This window comes from Campylobacter sp. RM12647 (assembly GCF_020138135.1).
GTDB lineage: Bacteria > Campylobacterota > Campylobacteria > Campylobacterales > Campylobacteraceae > Campylobacter_E.
Genome location: NZ_JACGAS010000018.1, coordinates 1 through 18393 on the forward strand (window position 1 = coordinate 1; position 18393 = coordinate 18393).

Here is an 18393-nt window from a genome sequence, read left to right on the forward strand (position 1 = left end):
TTTGTTATAAGTTTATTATGTTTAATACTTGCTTTATGTTATTTTGCATTAACTTATAATTTTATAAGTAATAACACCGACCCATTAGAAGAATTTAATGAGCTTAAAACAAAATTATATAGAATTGAAGCAGACCTAAGTGAGAATAATTTGAGCTATTATGATTTTAATACTGATAAAACTTATAAAATAGATTATAATAAATTCGGCTATAAGTGTAAAATTGAATACCTAGAACGACAAAAACTCGCTATAAAAGATTATTTTAATCGTCATACAAATGTAGAAAAATTAGAAAAAGTTCAAAATTATAAAAGTATAGATGAAATAAAAGAATTTAGCAAAGACTTATTAAAAACTTCAAAAATAAATAAATTTAATAATGAGCTAGTAATAAAAAATGATAAATATTTTTATGATGAAGCTTCATTTGTTTTTGAATCTGAAAGATTGTTTGTGAAGTATTATTACTTTGATGAAAATAATGATTTTAAAGAAGTTAGTAAAGAGTTTTTCATAGATAGTTGTGGTTATATTGAAAATATATATAAAGCAATAAGTTCTAAAGGTAGATTTAGATTATAAAAACTATAAATAATTTATAAATATTATTTATAGTTTTAAATGAATAAAATTATTTTAAAAGATTTGATAATTTATCTTTAACTTCGTTTGAGTTTAATTCTAGTTTTTTAAGTGTTTTACGAGCTCTAAATTCTACTAAATTATCATCAAGTTTTTTACCCACTACAATAGCATAAGGTGTGCCTATTAACTCATAATCACTCATTTTTACACCAAAACGCTCATTTCTATCATCTAATAAAACCTTAATACCATTAGCCAAACAATACTCATATATATCATTTGCAAACTTAACTTGCTCTTCATTTTTAATATCTGATATTATGATTTGTAATGTAAATGCTGAAATATTTTTATCAAAAATAAGCCCATAATCATCATTATTGCATTCAGCAATTACTGCTAAAAGCCTACTAATTCCTATACCATAACAACCCATTATAAAAGGTTTTGCCTTGCCATTATTATCAAGATAAGTTGCATTCATAGCACTTGAATACTTATCGCCTAATTTAAATATATGCCCTACTTCAATGCCTTTTGTAATTTTTAAAGCTTTATTACACTTATGGCATTCATCATTTTCTTTAACCAAGCTTAAATCATAAAAACGCTCTTGTAAAAAGCTAGTTACCTTAAATCCTACATAATGATAGTCTTTTTCGTTTGCTCCACAAATTAAATCGCTTTCATTTTCTAACTCACTATCTATGAAAAATCTAACAGGACAATCCTTAAGCCCAATAAATCCTGGAACTAAATTAGCCTTTATTAATTCTTCTTCACTTGCATCTACTAAATCAAGTGCATTAGCTGCATTTAAAGCCTTAGTTTCATTTAGCTCATCGCAACCTCTTATAAAATATACTATGATTTCTTCTTTATCTACATATATTGCTTTTTTTGCTACTGCTTTTATGAAATTATGCTCTTTGCATTTAAAGAATTTAGCTAAATCTTCTATGGTTTTTACATTTGGAGTGTGAAATTTTGCAAAATCAGCTTCTATTTCTTTGATAAATTTTCTTTTAGCTCTTTTTGCTGTTTCTATATTAGCACAATATCCACATTCACAAATAGCCAAATCATCTTCTCCACTAGGACTAATCACCATAAATTCTCTTGAACCACTTCCACCAATTGCTCCGCTATCTGCTTCTACAATCGCATAATTTAACCCTAATTCATCAAAAATTTTACAATACGCTTCTTGCATATTTAAAAATTCAGCTTCTAAAGACTCAAGCGAATCATGAAAACTATAAGCGTCTTTCATAATAAACTCACGAGCTCTAAAAAGTCCAAATCTAGGTCTTGCTTCATCACGGAATTTAGTTTGAATTTGAAATAAATTAATAGGCAATTGTTTATAGCTTGTAATTTTTCCACGCACAAGTGCAACTATTGCTTCTTCTGCTGTCGGACTTAGGATAAAATCATTTTCTTTTCTATCCTTAAACCTTAACAATTCTTTACCAAATTTAGCACTTCTTCCACTCTCATCCCAATAATTTAACGGGCATACAAAACTAAGATTTAAATAGTTTGCTCCTGCATTTTTCATATGCTTAATTACAATATTTTTAATATTTTCTAATACTTCAAGCCCTAATGGTAAATAACTATAAAGTCCTGAGCCAAGTTGCTCTATATAAGCTGCTCTACTAAGTAAAATATGACTTTTTAAGATAGCATCTCTTGGTGCTTCTTTTGTCGTTGGTGCGTATAATTTTGAAAATCTCATTCGTTTTCCTTCACATTAAATAAATAATTTAAACTTTGCGTTTCTAAACCTTCATCATCAATATTTTTAAGTCTTATTGTAGGTTCATGCAAATAAGACTTCATAACTTGTTTTGCGAATTTCAATGCTTCTTCATTATCACTATTTTTTAAATAACCTTTCTTAATTGCTATTGCTAATTCTTGATTTATGATTTCATCTGCTCTAATTCTCATAGCTTTTATTATAGGAGTTACTTGAATTACATTTAAATCCTTATAAAACTCATTAACCATTTTTGCAACTACACTAAAAGCAATTTTTGCTTCTTCATCTTTAAATTGCATATTTTTCTTAACTATTTCATTTAGACTATCAACGCTAAAAACTTCTATCAATTCGCTATTTTCAAGCTCAATATCTCTTGGCACAGCAATATCAAAAAAATACCTTTTAAACTCAACCGGACTTATAATATCTTTAGTAATTATAGGTTCATTTGAACTAGTAGCACAAAATATAAGCTCATAAGAATTTAAAATAGAGATTAAATCTTCATAATCTAAGCATATTAAATCTAGTTCATTTGCTAGTTTTAAAGCATTTGCTTTGGTTCTTGAAATTATCGCAATATTTCCTTTTGTATGATTTAGCAAGTGTTTTGCAGCTAATTCTATCATCAAACCACTTCCTATTAAAAGGATTTTTTTAGTTTTAATATCACAAATCTCTCTTGCTTTTGCTACTGCAACAGAGCTTACTGATACAGAGTTTTTTGAAATAGCGGTTTTATTTCTAACCATTGCAGCACATTTAAAAGAATAATTAATCGCTACTTCTAAATTAGGAGAATAATTAGCACTTTGCAAGGCTTGTTTTAATTGACCTGTGATTTGAGTCTCCCCTATTACAAGGCTATCAAGTGAGCTTGAAACACTAAAAAGATGATGAATAAACCCACTGCCTTCGTAAATATCAGGAGAATTTTTGATAAGTTGCTCATCAATCTTACAAATTAAACATAAGCACTTTATTATGTATTCATAAACACCCACTTGGTTTTCAATATAACACATTATTTCTATTCTATTACAGGTGCTTAAAATCACGCATTCTTCTATGTAATCATTAGCTAAGATTAATTTATAAATTTCTTTTTTCTTAAATTCATCACTTAAAGCTAGTCTTTCTCTTACTTCAATACTTGTATTTTTATGAGTAAAACTAACGCTAAAATAATGCATCAAAACTCCCTAAAAATCATTTTTTTAACGATTTCTTTTAATTCATCGCTACTTGCGTATTTTAATGCAAGTTCTCCGTAATTTTTAGCTTCATTTATACTTGCATTTATTAAATCGTATTTTAAAAATTGCTCTTTTATCCACGATAATTCATCTTTGCTTAAAGTCTTACAAAAATAAGACCTTAGTCTTGCTTTATCATCGCCTTGCAATTTTTTATCTAGCATAATGTATGGAAGAGTAACTTTGCCTTCTTTATAATCATTTAAATTTGGCTTTCCTAAAGTAGCTTCATCTTGAGTAATATCTAAAATATCATCAACTATTTGAAAGGCAATTCCTAGATTTTTACCAAATTCTTTATAATCATTAGCGTTAGGATAATTAGCTAAAAGTGCTGCTGCATATGCACTCGCTTCTATTAATGAAGCCGTTTTTTTATAAATCATTTCATAATATTTGCTCTCATCTTCATTAAAGCTTTCTCCAAGCTCTACATCAAGCAATTCGCCACTACTAAGTAAAGCAACTGCACGACCAACACAGGCTGCTATTTCACTTTTAAAAGAGCATAAATTATAAAACGCAATTGAATATAAAATATCGCCTAGCATAATAGCAGTTTTATCGCCATAAATTGCATTAATACTTGGAGCATTTCTTCTAGTTAGTGCTTCATCTATTACATCATCGTGCATAAGTGATGCTAGATGAATACACTCAATTACTGCACATAATTTATAAGCTTCATCACTAACTCCAGCTATTTTTAAAATCAGTTTTGAGCGTAATCTTTTGCCGTGATTTACCTTGGCTAAATACTCATAAATACTAGGATGCTTTAACTCTTTTATAAATTCATTTATATAAAAATCTATCTTTTCCATACTACTTCCCTTTTAAATTCTTATTAAACTCAATATCTACTCTTCCATCGTTATCAATAACTAAAACCTTTATTTTAGCTTTATTATCTTTAAAATCCTTAAATTCTAAAAAAAGTGTAACTTTATCAATGCTAGGATTTTTGTAATTAGGCAAAATTTGTTCTTTAACAAAATCAAGCCCCCTTCTAAGAGATAATACATATTGTTTTCTATAATTTTTATAATCCTTAAAATTAGTTAGCAAAATCAAATTCGTATTATCAAAATGCGTCCATCTAAAGGCATATTTTTGCCATTTTTCTTCACCTTTAGGACTTATGAAAAACCATTCTAATTCATCTTTTTTTAAAATATATTCTTTTTCATAAGCAAAATTAGGCACACCAGCAAATAAATTAATACTAAAAAAAATAAGTATTAAAAATCTATAATATTGTTTGGACATTCTTTATGATAAACCCCAGCTGCGTCATAATATTCATTACAATCTTCATAATAATGAAGCCTAATTCCATCTTTACTAGCACACGAGCTAAAAATAATAGCTATTAAAACAATCAATTTTTTCATGCTATCAACCATTGAAATAATTTTTTAAGCTCTTCACTTTCACTTCTTCTATTTTTATGCTTTTTTCTCCATTCATAAGGATTTTGAGCGTTTTTATCTATCCATAAGCCTTTTAATTCTTGTCTTGCTTTTAACTCATCGCTTTTATACATATTTGTATAATAAGAATACGCCCAAGCACAACCTTGCTGAACTACATAGCGATTTATATCTACCTCATCTAAATATACAATTGCTATGGTTCTTTTATATTTATCTTTGCCTTTGATTTTCAAATCAACCTTTTTGCCAATTATTTTAGAAGACAAAACCCTAGTACAATATGCACCAAAATTCTGACTTGTTTCAGGTGCGTCAATGCCATATAATCTAACTTTTGTTTTTTTCTTGCCTTTTCTTACTTGAATAGTATCTCCGTCCATTACTTTTGATACAAAATACTCTCCTGCAAATAGATTAATACTTAGCAAGAATATCAAAACAAATCTCATTATTTAGCTCTTACAATTTTATTTAAAAATGTGAAATTTTCTTTAATTTTAAAATCACTTTCAATAGATTTTGCTAATTTTTCTAAAGAAGATTTAAAATCATCAAATAAATAATTAGCATAAGAACCTGGATTTGGATTAATCTCATTTAGATAAATCTCATTATCTTTAATAAAAAAATCACATCTAATTAAAGCACCTTTAAACAACGGCAAATAAAGTCTAGTAAAAGCGTCTTTTAATTTATTTACTAATTCATCATTAAGTTTTACTTCTTCTATTTTTTCTTGTTTAAAGCTTAGATATTTTTGGTCAAAATCTAAATGACCATTTTTCTTAGGCTCTTCAATCTTTGAAAATACAATTTTTTCGCCATCAAAAAATCCTGCTAGATTTACTTCTTGAATATTTTCAATAAAAGGCTCTGCTAAAATCTTGTCATCAAATTCATACGAACTATCATACGCATAAGCAAAATCTTCTTTATTTTTTACTATATTTATACCTATACTACTTCCAAGCCTAGCTGGTTTTAAAATAACAGGTAGTTCAACCTCATCATTTTTGCTTTCTAATAATTTATAAGCAATTGTTTTAACCCCTACTTCATTTGCATAAAGTTTAGTTAAATGTTTATCAAAACTAAGCACACAAGCAGCAGTTCTAGGGCCTATGTATTTTATATTATAAAAATCAAACATAGAAGCTAATTTCCCATCTTCGCCATCTTTTCCATGAACTATATTAATAGCTATATCAAATTCTACTTTTTCTTCGCCTAAAAGTTTTTTAAGATAAAAGCCACCTTGTTTTAATACTAAAGGCTTAAGGTTTTTAAAACCGCCTTTTGCAAAATAATTTGCATTCATATTATTTTTATCTATTAGATAAAACTCATTATCAAAACTAACATAAATAAAAATTACATCATCTAATAATTTTGCCACAGTTACAGCACTTACTATGCTTATTTCATGCTCGTAAGAATTCCCACCAAAAACCATTGCGTATTTCATTTATTTTCCTTAACTTAATTTTTTAAGAGCTAGTTTTATTACTTCGCTAACACTATTTGCATTTATATCTTTTAAAGCTTTAATCACAGCTTCTTGTTTAAAACCTAAAGCAAGTAAAGCTTCACTAGCTTCGTAATAATAATTATTCTCCGCACTTATTCCTAATTTGATTATTTTATCTTTTAATTCTAATATTAATCTACTTGCACTCTTAGCACCAATTCCTGGAGCTTTACATAAAGCTTTTGCGTTTTCATTAATAATAGCACTTTGCAAACTCGCTACATCCATTGATGATAAAAGTGCCATAGCACTTGTAGCACCTATGCCATTTACTTTTATTAAGGCTTCAAATAATATTTGCTCACTTTCATCTAAAAAGCCATATAATTTATTTGAATCTTCTTTAATAATTTGAGTAATTAATAAAGCTACTTTATCTCCTTTATTAATCCTAGCAGCACTTAATAAGCTAAGATTTATTCCATACCCTACTCCATAAGTTTTTAAAATTATAAACGCAGGAGTTTTTTTAATAACTTCACCTTCTAAATAAACTATCAATAATCTTCCTTTTCTTCCATAAATTCATCTTCGTAATTTTTAACTTCTGTTCTTTTTAGCTTTACTATTTTTGCACTTTCTTCATCACCTATCATAACTCTTTCTAATTTCAAACAATATAAATCTTCATATTCTTTAGTATTATAAGTTAGCTCAATATCAGGATAAAGTAATTTAAATTTAATTTCATTTAAATTCGCCCATCTTTTAGTATTTATAACCTTTGCTTCATAGACTTTATTTTGCAATCTTTTTAAATCATCTTCTAAATCTTTATGCTTATCTTTAAAATCTTTTAATTTAGTAATTAAATCATTATATTCAAGCACAACATTTTGATAATCTCTAATTTTTTGCAAAAATGCAGTAGGTGGAATAATATTACTTTGTTTCATCTCTGCTAATCTTTGTTTAATTTGCATAATACTATCTTTATTAGCGTCTATGATTGATTTTTTACTATCTATAATTTTTGGTAAAGATAATAAATTTTTATTTACTTCGGCTAATTGACCTAAAGTTTTTTCAAGACTTTTAACAATTATTGGAGATTTACTAGCACTTACTAAGAATTTGTTATTTTCTCCTAAACACTCTTTAACAACTGCAATATCACTAACTTCTATAGTTGTATTAGTTGTAAGCGTATCTATCATTACTTTATTTGCTATGATTTTACCGCCTAATGCGTGTTTTACTCTTACATTTTTTCCTACAATAACGCCATTTTCAAGCCTATTTACTTCTATATCTTCGCCTTCGCAATAACCCCTATGCACTTCTATATTGATTTTTTTCGCATAAATCTTACTTTTTGAATGAGTTTGTCCACCTATATTTGCAATCTTTGCTTTTACTACTGAATTTTGAGCGATATTTCCTTTTACATTAAGTGTGCTTACTTCTATACTAAGATTTGCCCCTACTGCGTCTTTTAAATAATCTTGTTCATCAACATTTAAAGTAATATCTTTATTAATACCTGCATCAATTGAGCCTGTTGTTTTAAATTCCACAGCTTGAACGCTAACACTATCTTTTATATCATACAATTTATCTCTATAAACAAAAGTTACATAGCCATTTATATTTGCATAATACTTTATACTCAAATCATCTTCAAGCATTCTAATATTTTCACTAACCTTAAAATCAGGCTCACTTATAATATTAGAATTAGTAGCGTTAATGATATTTCCTTTTAAATCCTTACCATTAACAGCCTTTATTGGTTTAATAAATTCAATTATTAATTCATCTTTACTAATAGCATTTATAAAACCACGCTGAGAATAATCAATTTTAGCATTTTCATCTACTTTTTTATCTTTATAATAAAGCTTGGTTTCTGAATTAATAGCATTAATTGGCTCAATCCCCTTAGCTAAAACTATACTAGCTTCCATAATTTGCTTACTCTCAAATGCCTTTAGCATTTTTACAAGCTGCTCTTGAAAAGTAAATTCTCTAATGCCTAGTAATAAACCTGCTTTTATAAATTTTTTATTAATTAAATCTCTAATATTTTCTATATATTCAGCAAATTCTATTTTATCATCATAATTTATAGCACTAAAATTTGCTACTACCTTAGTAAGATTTTTATTTGTTCCTATCTTAAAATCAATTAATGGAACAATATTGTCTATTATTTCTATTTCATATATTTGTTTAATTTCCATATCGTCATTAAAGAATTTATCATCGTTAAATACTTCTAATTCGTGTTCTAAAAGGGTTTGAGACATTCCATCTTTAGTAATTATTGTCTCATAATGAAGAACCTTAAAATCTAAATTATTTATATCTTTTCTATATCTATTTGCATAATTTGTTAATTCATCATAAGGTTTATCTGTTTTGATTATGTATTTTTCCAAATTGTAAAGCCTTTATTTTTTTTCGTTAATATACCTAAAAATAAATTAAAAAAGTAAAATGAATGAAACAAGAACTAATAAAAAAATATTTTTTCAATATTTTTGGTATTTTAATATCAAGAATAAGTGGCTTTTGTAGAGATTTTTTACTAGCTAGATTTTTAGGGGCTAGTATTTATTCTGATATATTTTTTATAATGATAAAGCTTCCGAGTGTTTTTAGAACCTTATTTACCGAAGGCACATTTAATCAAAGCTTTTTACCAAATCTAGCCAAAACTAATCGTAAAGGCGAATTTTGTGTAAAGATACTTATAATTTTTATAGCTATTCTTAGTTTAATAGCCTTAATTGTTTTTATGTTTTCTAATATCTTTACTAATCTAATAGCCTATGGTTTTGATGATGAGATTAAAAAAATATCAGCACCTTTAATCGGGCTTAATATTTGGTATTTAGTGATTATTTTTTGTGCTTCGTTTTTTGCGTCTTTACTTAATTATAAAGGTAGATTTTTTATAACTAGCATAAGTGCTTCTATTTTTAATTTTGCCTGTGTAGCTGCTCTTTTAATATTTAAAGATTTAGAAAAATTACAATTACTTAAAATGATTACTTATTTTATTTTAATAAGTGCTTTTATTCAAGTAATTATTTTAATGATTGCTTTAAAAGATAATAAAATCTTTCATTCTATGATAATTTATGTAAAGAATTTAAATCATAAAAATAAAAAAACTTCTCTTAAAGGCTTTTTTAAAAATTTTAGCTCATCTTTAATTGGCTCATCAAGTTCGCAATTAAACTCATTAGTTGAAATTGCTCTAGCTAGTTCATTAGCTCACGCAAGTATTTCATATCTTAATTATTCAACTAGACTTTATCAACTCCCACTAGCCTTAATTGCTATTGCTTTTACTCAAGTATTTTTCCCAAGCTTAATTGCTTATATTAAACAAGGAAAAATTCAAAATGCTATTTTAAGTATTCAAAAAATATTTGAATTAATGCTACTTTTATTAATACTTGCTGCATTAACAGGCTATATTTTAAGCGAAGAGATAATTAAACTCTTATTTGAGCGTGGAGCATTTACAAATGAAAACACACTTGAATGTGCTAAAGTCTTAAGACTTTATATATTATGTATAGTTCCACTTGGAATTTCAAAATTATTTTTAGCTTGGATAAATGCAAATTATTTACACTCAATTGCTGCTAAGATTTCAATAATGTCTTGTTTTATAAGTATAATTGCAAGTTTATGTTTGATAAAAGATTTTGGTATTTTAGCCTTTTGTATAAGTGCTAATATTTCTGCTTGGTTTATATTACTTGCTTATCTTTTTGTGTTTTCTTATGCTAGATTTTTTAGTATTTTAAGACCTAGCGTTTGCTTAGGAATTATCTTTATTAGTGTAATATTTGCTTATGTTTTAATATATTTAAAAGGATTTTTAAATGCAATTTTTTAACTCACAAACTAGAAAAAAAGAAGAATTTACATATAAAAATGAATGTATAAATATATATGTTTGCGGTCCAACCGTTTATGATGACGCACATTTAGGTCATGCAAGGTCAAGCATAAGTTTTGATTTATTAAAAAGAGTAATTAAAGCAAATGGTTTTGAAGTAAAATTAGCAAAAAATTACACAGATATTGATGATAAATTAATCAAAAAAATGAATGAAAGTGGCAAAAGTCTAGCTGAAATTAGCGAAACTTATATTAAAAGTTATGAAGCTGATATGAAAGCTTTAAATGTTTTAGAGCCTGATATTAGCCCAAGAGCAACTGAATATATTAATCAAATGATTAGTTTTATTGAAAAATTGCTTGAATTAAAATATGCTTATAGATTAGATGATGGAATATATTTAAATACAAGTTTAGATAAACTTTATTTAAGTATTTCAAACAAACCTCAAGATGATACTATCTCAAGACTTGAAAATGAAGTAGATAAAAAGAATGCAAGTGATTTTGTATTATGGAAATTTGATGAGAATTATTATAAAGCAAGTTTTGGCACAGGTCGTCCTGGTTGGCATACTGAATGTGTTTGTATGATTTTAGATATTTTTCCTAAATTACACATTCATTGTGGTGGAGCTGATTTGTTGTTTCCACATCACGAAAACGAAGCTTGTCAATGTCGCTTAGCAACTAAAAACGAACTGGCTACTTTTTGGCTACATAATGGCTTTGTAAATATTAATAACGAAAAAATGAGTAAAAGTCTAAATAATAGCTTTTTTGTAAAAGACGCTTTAAAAGAATTTAGCGGAGAAACACTTAGATTTTATTTACTAAGCACTCATTATAGACAAGATTTTAATTACACAATTACTGATTTAAAAGCTTCTAAAAAACGCCTTGATAAAATATTTAGAGTGAAAAAAAAGCTTAATTTAAATGAGCTAGATTTAAAAACAATAGCACCTAATAGTGAGCTAAAATCAAAATTAGTTGAAGCTTTAAGCGATGATTTAAATACTTCAAAAGCACTTGCAATTGTAGATGAATGGGTAAATTATGCAAATACTATAAAAGCTAATGATGAACTTAAAAATGAGTTTTTAGCTATTGTTGAATTATTAGGAGTTGGAGTGATTAATCCTAATGAATATTTACAAAATTGTGATGAGAAATTCCGTATTCAAATTCTAAAATTAATTGATGAAAGAAATGAAGCTAAAAAAAATAAAGATTACGCAAAAGCCGATAGTATTAGAAATGAATTAAGTAATTTAGGCGTAAGCATTCAAGATAGCGCTAATGGTGTTGATTGGGAGATTTTATGAATTTAAAAGAAATAGAAAATCAAAATGTATCCCAATTAAAATTATCTTATGTATTAAAAAGGTTTAAGCACTATTTTAAAGATTATAAAATAAGATTTTTTCTAGCAATAATAGGTATGATTTTAGCTTCAGCTGGAACTGCTGGTAGTGCTAAGATTATTGAACCGATTTTAAATAAAATCTTTGTAGAAAAAGATGTAACATTATTATATATCTTACCTTTAGGTGTGTTTGCTTTATATTTTATAAAGAATTTAGGTCTTTATATGCAAACAATTAATATGGGTTTTATAGGTATAGAAATTACAAAAAGACTAAGGCAAAAAATCCTAAAAAAAATCATAGTAATGGATATGAAATTCTTTCAAAAACACCCTAGTGGAGAGCTAATATCACGCTCATTAAATGATATTGGAAGCCTTCAAAATGTGCTTACTAATTTCATTCCTGATATTACAAGAGAAATAATTACAACCTTAGGCTTACTTTATGTAGTGATTTCTCAAAGCCCAAAATTAGCTTTTTTTGCATTTATTATCTTACCTGCTGCTATGCTTCCTATTAGATATTTCATAAAAAAATTAAAAAGCATAGGAATAGCAACACAACAAAATTATGCCGAACTTACTTCAAGACTAAATGAGATTTTAGGCAATATTGAGCTAGTTAAATCATCAAATGCTGAAAAATTAGAGCTAGAAAAATACAAAAATAGCAATGAAAATGTAGCAAAATTAATCTATCGTGGAACTAAAATAAATGCCTTTACAAGCCCTATTATGGAAACTTTTGGTGCTTTAGGCGTATCGGCAACTATAATAATAGGTGGAATGGAAGTTATAAATGGCTCTATGCAAATAGGCAATTTTTTCTCATTTTTAACGGCTTTATTTTTGATATATACTCCTGTTAAAAGAATTACAAGTCTTTATGCAAGTCTTCAAACAAACCTAGCAGCTAGCACAAGGACTTTTTATTTACTTGACCTTGAGCCAGAGATTAAAGGTGGAGATGAGAATTTAAATCAAGAAATTAAAAGCCTAAAATTACAAAATGCTAGTTTAAAATACGATAATAAATTAGCTTTAGATAATGTTAGTATAGAGTTTAAAAAAGGCGAAATCACCGCAATTATAGGAAGAAGTGGTAGTGGAAAAAGCTCTTTAGTAAATACTATTTTAAGATTTTATGAGCTAAATTCTGGAGAAATTAAAATAAATAATAACAATTATAAAAACTATTCACTAGATAGCTTAAGAGAAAAAATAGCAATAGTTACACAAAATATTTATTTATTTAGCGATACTATTGCAAATAATATTGCTTATGCAAATGAATTTGATGAAGAAAGAGTGATTAATGCCTTAAAACTTGCAAATGCTTATGATTTTATAAGTGCTATGCCTGATGGAATTTACACTAAACTAAGTGAAAAAGGTAATAATTTTAGCGGCGGTCAAAGACAACGCCTAGCACTTGCAAGAGCGTTTTATAAAAATCCTGAAATAATAATTTTTGATGAAGCAACAAGTGCTTTAGATAATGAAAGTCAGAATTTAATATCAAAAAGCTTAGTAAATATTAAGCAAGATAAGATAATTATTCTAATAGCACATAGATTAAATTCTATTGCAATTGCTGATAATATTTTGATTTTAGATAATTCTAAAATGGTGGGATTTGGAAACGATAAAAGCTTAGAAAATAATGAATTTTATAAAAAATTAAAAGAAAAATTTGAAGAATGTTAAAAGAGATAAAATGAATATAGAAAGTAAAGTATTAAAAAATGGCTTAAAAATTTATGCTGTAAATCTAAATGATAATTCAGGTGTAGCTAGTGTAAATATCTTTTATAAAGTAGGCTCAAGTTATGAAGAATTAGGCAAAAGCGGTATAGCACATTTGCTAGAACACCTATCTTTTAAAAGCACAAAAACTCATAAGGCTGGAGAATTTGATGAGATAATAAAAGCATTAGGTGGAGTAAATAATGCTTGCACTAGTTTTGATTACACTCAATACTATGTAAATATCGCAAATATTCATATTAAAAGGGTTTTAGAATTATATTCTAGTATGATGAGTGAGTTAATGTTTAATAAAGATGAGTTTTATAAAGAAAGAGATGTAGTCCTTGAAGAAGAGAGATTAAGAGTAGGAAATGATGCTTTTGGGTATTTATATAATGCTATTTATAATTACGCTTTTATAAAGACTAGTTATCATTGGACGCCGATTGGATTTGCTGATGATATAGCAAATCTTACACCTAAAATTGTAAAAGAATTTTATACTAAATTCTATGCACCAAATAATGCTTGTATAGTAATTAGCGGAGATTTAGCTAATATTGATATTTTTAGTATGTGCGAAGAGATTTTTAGTAAAAAATCAGCAAAAAAAATCACACAAAATAAAGTATATGAACCAGATAGAACAGGTCTAAAAGAAATAGAACTTAGTTTTCCTAATCTAAATTCTAATATTTTTGCTTGTGCTTATAAAATACCTGCATTTAATCACGAAGATTTTGAGTATTTAAAGGCTATTTCAATATTTTTAAATCTTGATAAAAACTCAATTATAAAAAATAAAATGATAAATGAGTATAATCTATGTGCTGATTTGGACTTTTACGCACAAAGCTCTAAGAATGAAAATTTATTTATAATTTTTGGAGTTTGTAATGATTTAGTAAATACAAAATCAGCAATAAAGCAACTAAAAAAATTAATTAATCAAACAAAATTTAATAAATTTGATACAAGAACAATTTATAATCAATTAGAATTAAGCATAAATCAAGTAAAATCCAACCCAAGTGCTTTAGCGAGTGGAATTGGTAAATTTGAATGTTTTGGAGATGTAAATGTATTTTTAAATTCTCTAACTTCAAAAGAATTAGATTATAAAATTTTAAACCAAGTTTTTAAAAAATATCTAAAAGATGACAATTTAACTCAAATAATTTTAAAGGAGAAAGTATGAAAAAAGAAATAATAGGTGCAATGACAGCTTTAATAACACCATTTAAAAATGATAAAATTGATGAGCTTAGTTATGAAAAGTTAGTTAAAAGACAAATAGCAAATGGAATTGATGCCGTAGTTCCTGTTGGAACCACAGGAGAAAGCCCAACTTTAACTCACGAAGAGCATAAAAGATGTATAGAAATCGCAGTAAGTGTTTGTAAAGGAACAAATACTAAGGTTTTAGCGGGTGCAGGCTCAAATGCAACTCACGAAGCAATATCTTTAGCAAAATTTGCTCAAGAGTGTGGAGCTGATGGGATTTTAAGCATTACTCCATATTATAATAAACCTATGCAAAGTGGATTATATAAACACTATGAAGCTATTGCTAAATCAATTGATATTCCTATTATGCTTTATAATGTTCCAGGAAGAACAGGTTGTGAAATAGCTAGTCAAACTATAATTGAACTTTTTAGAAATTGTCCTAATATTTACGGAGTAAAAGAAGCAAGTGGAAATATAGATAAGTGCGTAGATTTATTAGCAAACGAGCCAAAACTAAGACTTGTAAGTGGAGAAGATAGTATAAATTATCCTATTTTAAGCAATGGTGGTAGTGGTGTGATTAGCGTTACTTCAAATCTTTTACCAAATGAAATTGCTAATTTAACTCACGAAGCTTTAAAAGAAAACTATAAAAATGCAAAATCTATTAACGATAAACTTTATAATATAAATAAGATTTTATTTTGTGAGAGCAACCCAATTCCAATAAAAGCAGCAATGTTTATAGCAGGATTACTTCCTAGTCTTGAATATCGTTTGCCACTTTGCGCTCCTAGTAAAGAAAATCTAAAAAGAATAGAAGAAGTTATGAAAAATTATGATATAAAAGGATTTTAATGCAAGAGATTAATTTTAAAGATAAAGTATTAGTAATAAGCGGTGGAACTCGTGGTATAGGTAAGGCTATTGTATACGAATTTGCAAAAGCAGGTTGTAATGTTGCATTTACTTATAATTCAAACGAACAAATCGCACAAGAAATCGTTGCTGATATTGAAAAAACTTACAAAGTTAAAGCTAAATGCTATCCATTTGATATACTTGAGCCTGAAACTTATAAAGATTTATTTTTAAAAATTGATGAAGATTTTGATAGAGTTGATTTCTTTATCTCAAATGCAATTATTACAGGTCGTGCAGTTGTAGGTGGATATACTAAGTTTATGAAACTTAAACCTCGCGGAATTAATAATATCTTTACAGCTACCGTTAATGCTTTTGTTTGTGGTGCTCAAGAAGCAGCTAAGAGAATGGAAAAAGTTGGCGGTGGAAGTATTATTTCAATTTCTAGCACAGGGAATTTAGTTCATATTGAAAACTATGCAGGTCATGGGACAGCAAAAGCTGCTGTTGAAGCAATGGCTAGATATGCAGCAACTGAATTAGGCGAGAAAAATATCCGTGTAAATGTTGTAAGTGGTGGTCCAATTGATACTGATGCTCTAAAAGCATTTACTAATTATGAAGAAGTAAAACAAGCTACAATGAATTTAAGCCCATTAAATCGTATGGGACAACCTGAAGATTTAGCAGGTGCTTGTTTATTCTTATGCACCGATAAAGCTAGTTGGGTTACAGGACATACATTTATTGTAGATGGTGGAACAACATTCAAGTGATGAATTTACCTAATCTTTTGGCTAGTGCTAGGATAGTCCTAGCACCAATTTTATTTATATTATTAACGCACTCAAATGTGTTGGTTAATACTCACAATATACATATTTCTTGGATAAATTATTTAGCAGCTCTTATTTTTACTATTGCTTCTATAACTGATTTTTTTGATGGATATATTGCAAGGTCTTGGAATCAAAAAACAATTTTAGGAGAGATTTTAGACCCTTTGGCTGATAAAATGCTTACCTTAGCAGCATTTTTAGGGCTTATGATGATGGGAAGGGTTAATGAAATTCTAGTTTATTTTATATTAGTTCGTGAGTTTTTTATAACTGGTTTAAGAGTTATGATAGTAGCTGATGGGCTTAAAATCGCTGCAAATATGAGTGGTAAAATCAAAACAACATTTCAAATGTTAGCAATTGGATTTTTACTAATGGATTGGTGGGGAAAAGATATTTTATTTTATCTATGCTTTTTCTTTACTATTTATTCTGGGGCTATTTATGTAATAGAATATGCTAAGGCAAAAAAATGAAGAATATAATTCTAACTTTTATTGTTTTAGCTTTTTGCTTTTGGCATTATGGGGCTAGTTTTTTAGGCACTATTTTAATACTTTCTTTTTTGATATTTTTTCATGAATTAGGGCATTTTTTAGCTGCAAAATACTTTAAAATTAGAGTTTTAACATTTAGCATAGGATTTGGAAAGCCAATTTATGTGAAGCATTATAAAGGCACTGATTATCAAATATCAAGCATATTTTTAGGTGGATATGTCAAGATGAAAGGTCAAGATGATAGCGACCCTACTCTTAAAAATTATGATTATGATAGCTATTCGGTATTACACCCATTTAAAAAGATTTTAATTCTTTTTGCAGGTCCATTTTTTAACCTACTTTTAGCATTTTTAATCTATATAAGTTTAGGTTTTATAGGAGTTGAAAGGCTTAGTCCGACTATTGGTGCGCTTAGCGAATATGCTGATACAAAACTAAAAGTAAATGATAAAATACTAAAAATCAATGGCACTAAAATTAATAATTTTTACGATATAAAACCACTCGTAAATGATAGTAGTATTAATGTAAAAGTATTAAGAAATAATGAAATTTTAGAACTTGATATTAAAACTTACGAAGGCAAAACTCAAAATATTTTCGGAGAAATCATCACAAAACCACTATTAGGAATTGTGCCTAAAAATGAGACTTTTATAGAATATCATAGAGATTTTAGTGTGTTTGCTTGGGCTTTTAAAGAGAGTTTAGATGGGGCTTTTTTAATCCTTGAAGGTCTTAAAAAATTAATATTAGCTGAAGTTAGCCCTAAAAATATAGGTGGAATTATAAGCATAGCCGACACAACTACAATGGCTACTACACTTGGAATTTCAAAACTGCTAATAATCACGGCTTTACTATCAATTAATCTTGGGATTTTAAACCTTTTACCTATTCCTGTGCTTGATGGCGGGCATATAGTTTTTAATTTATATGAGTTAGTTTTTAAAAGGGAAGTAAATCAAAAAGTATTTATTACACTTAGTTATATTGGAATGTTTTTATTATTTTCTTTAATGATATTTGCTACATTTAATGATATAACAAGAATTATTGAAAACCAATAAAGTATTATATTTTATTGGTTTTTTTAATTCTAATAATTAATTAAAGCTCACTCTAGATATTGTGCTTAATTCAAATCTCTAATTTACTTACAATATTTTTAATTAAACTAGACTTCTTATTCTTGTAGTTTTTCTTTATATGAGTTAGTTTTTAAAAGAGAAGTAAATCAAAAAGTATTTATTACACTTAGTTATATTGGAATGTTTTTATTATTTTCTTTAATGATATTTGCTACATTTAATGATATAACAAGAATTATTGAAAACCAATAAAGTATTATATTTTATTGGTTTTTTAATTCTAATAATTAAAGCTCACTAGATAA

General features: G+C 27.2%; 18 protein-coding genes and 1 pseudogene. 10 read left to right on the forward strand and 9 right to left on the reverse strand.

Annotated elements, in window-relative coordinates:
• Positions 1–585, forward strand: a 585-nt coding sequence (locus AVBRAN12647_RS06985; protein WP_336614918.1) for a hypothetical protein, incomplete at its 5' end; no start/stop codon positions are given.
• 49 nt (positions 586–634) lie between these two features.
• Here AVBRAN12647_RS06985 and AVBRAN12647_RS06990 read toward each other — a convergent pair.
• The 9 genes from AVBRAN12647_RS06990 to AVBRAN12647_RS07030 are packed head-to-tail and all read right to left on the reverse strand — an operon-like array spanning position 635 to position 8960.
• Complete coding sequence (locus AVBRAN12647_RS06990) at positions 635–2329, reverse strand: proline--tRNA ligase (protein WP_336614919.1); 1695 nt, start codon at positions 2327–2329, stop codon at positions 635–637.
• Entirely contained in the window at positions 2326–3552 is a 1227-nt protein-coding gene (gene hemA / locus AVBRAN12647_RS06995; RefSeq protein ID WP_214117722.1) for a glutamyl-tRNA reductase, read from the reverse strand. Before hemA ends, AVBRAN12647_RS06990 begins: the two co-directional genes overlap by 4 nt.
• Entirely contained in the window at positions 3552–4439 is an 888-nt protein-coding gene (locus AVBRAN12647_RS07000) for a polyprenyl synthetase family protein (RefSeq protein ID WP_214150441.1), read from the reverse strand. The genes hemA and AVBRAN12647_RS07000 overlap by 1 nt, the downstream gene beginning before the upstream one ends.
• A gap of 1 nt (position 4440) precedes the next feature.
• On the reverse strand, positions 4441–4884 hold the full coding sequence (locus tag AVBRAN12647_RS07005; protein ID WP_214117724.1) for a hypothetical protein: 444 nt from the start codon (positions 4882–4884) through the stop codon (positions 4441–4443).
• Positions 4857–5009, reverse strand: a complete 153-nt coding sequence (locus AVBRAN12647_RS07010; protein ID WP_214119933.1) for a hypothetical protein — start codon at positions 5007–5009, stop codon at positions 4857–4859. The genes AVBRAN12647_RS07005 and AVBRAN12647_RS07010 overlap by 28 nt, the downstream gene beginning before the upstream one ends.
• Positions 5006–5500, reverse strand: coding sequence for a thermonuclease family protein (locus AVBRAN12647_RS07015; RefSeq protein ID WP_214117726.1), 495 nt, complete (start codon positions 5498–5500; stop codon positions 5006–5008). Before AVBRAN12647_RS07015 ends, AVBRAN12647_RS07010 begins: the two co-directional genes overlap by 4 nt.
• On the reverse strand, positions 5500–6516 hold the full coding sequence (locus tag AVBRAN12647_RS07020; protein WP_214117727.1) for a D-alanine--D-alanine ligase: 1017 nt from the start codon (positions 6514–6516) through the stop codon (positions 5500–5502). The genes AVBRAN12647_RS07015 and AVBRAN12647_RS07020 overlap by 1 nt, the downstream gene beginning before the upstream one ends.
• 9 nt (positions 6517–6525) lie before the next feature.
• On the reverse strand, positions 6526–7080 hold the full coding sequence (gene ruvA, locus AVBRAN12647_RS07025) for a Holliday junction branch migration protein RuvA (protein ID WP_214117728.1): 555 nt from the start codon (positions 7078–7080) through the stop codon (positions 6526–6528).
• The gene (locus AVBRAN12647_RS07030; RefSeq protein ID WP_214117729.1) at positions 7077–8960 is read right to left on the reverse strand and encodes a flagellar assembly protein A; all 1884 of its coding nucleotides are present in this window, start codon (positions 8958–8960) and stop codon (positions 7077–7079) included. The genes ruvA and AVBRAN12647_RS07030 overlap by 4 nt, the downstream gene beginning before the upstream one ends.
• Before the next feature lie 62 nt (positions 8961–9022).
• Between AVBRAN12647_RS07030 and murJ the strand changes: the two genes are divergently transcribed.
• The 9 genes and pseudogenes from murJ to AVBRAN12647_RS07075 all read left to right on the forward strand — a co-directional run.
• Positions 9023–10435 carry a murein biosynthesis integral membrane protein MurJ gene (murJ, locus tag AVBRAN12647_RS07035; RefSeq protein WP_214119932.1) on the forward strand — a complete coding sequence of 471 codons (1413 nt, stop codon included), beginning with the start codon at positions 9023–9025 and terminating at the stop codon, positions 10433–10435.
• A complete protein-coding gene (cysS, locus tag AVBRAN12647_RS07040) occupies positions 10422–11768 on the forward strand; it encodes a cysteine--tRNA ligase (RefSeq protein WP_214119931.1) in 1347 nt (448 codons plus the stop codon). Before murJ ends, cysS begins: the two co-directional genes overlap by 14 nt.
• Positions 11765–13519 carry an ABC transporter ATP-binding protein gene (locus AVBRAN12647_RS07045; protein WP_214119930.1) on the forward strand — a complete coding sequence of 585 codons (1755 nt, stop codon included), beginning with the start codon at positions 11765–11767 and terminating at the stop codon, positions 13517–13519. The genes cysS and AVBRAN12647_RS07045 overlap by 4 nt, the downstream gene beginning before the upstream one ends.
• Positions 13520–13529: 10 nt before the next feature.
• Positions 13530–14759, forward strand: a complete 1230-nt coding sequence (locus AVBRAN12647_RS07050; protein WP_214119929.1) for a M16 family metallopeptidase — start codon at positions 13530–13532, stop codon at positions 14757–14759.
• Positions 14756–15649 (forward strand): 4-hydroxy-tetrahydrodipicolinate synthase, encoded by an 894-nt coding sequence (dapA, locus tag AVBRAN12647_RS07055; RefSeq protein ID WP_214117734.1) that lies wholly within the window; start codon positions 14756–14758, stop codon positions 15647–15649. Before AVBRAN12647_RS07050 ends, dapA begins: the two co-directional genes overlap by 4 nt.
• Positions 15649–16431 carry an enoyl-ACP reductase gene (locus AVBRAN12647_RS07060; protein WP_214117735.1) on the forward strand — a complete coding sequence of 261 codons (783 nt, stop codon included), beginning with the start codon at positions 15649–15651 and terminating at the stop codon, positions 16429–16431. The genes dapA and AVBRAN12647_RS07060 overlap by 1 nt, the downstream gene beginning before the upstream one ends.
• Positions 16431–16970, forward strand: coding sequence for a CDP-diacylglycerol--glycerol-3-phosphate 3-phosphatidyltransferase (gene pgsA / locus AVBRAN12647_RS07065; RefSeq protein WP_214117756.1), 540 nt, complete (start codon positions 16431–16433; stop codon positions 16968–16970). Before AVBRAN12647_RS07060 ends, pgsA begins: the two co-directional genes overlap by 1 nt.
• A complete protein-coding gene (locus tag AVBRAN12647_RS07070) occupies positions 16967–18067 on the forward strand; it encodes a M50 family metallopeptidase (RefSeq protein ID WP_336614920.1) in 1101 nt (366 codons plus the stop codon). The genes pgsA and AVBRAN12647_RS07070 overlap by 4 nt, the downstream gene beginning before the upstream one ends.
• Before the next feature lie 129 nt (positions 18068–18196).
• Positions 18197–18340, forward strand: a pseudogene (locus tag AVBRAN12647_RS07075) (RIP metalloprotease RseP); the annotation flags it as partial.
• Between the last annotated feature and the right edge of the window lie 53 nt (positions 18341–18393).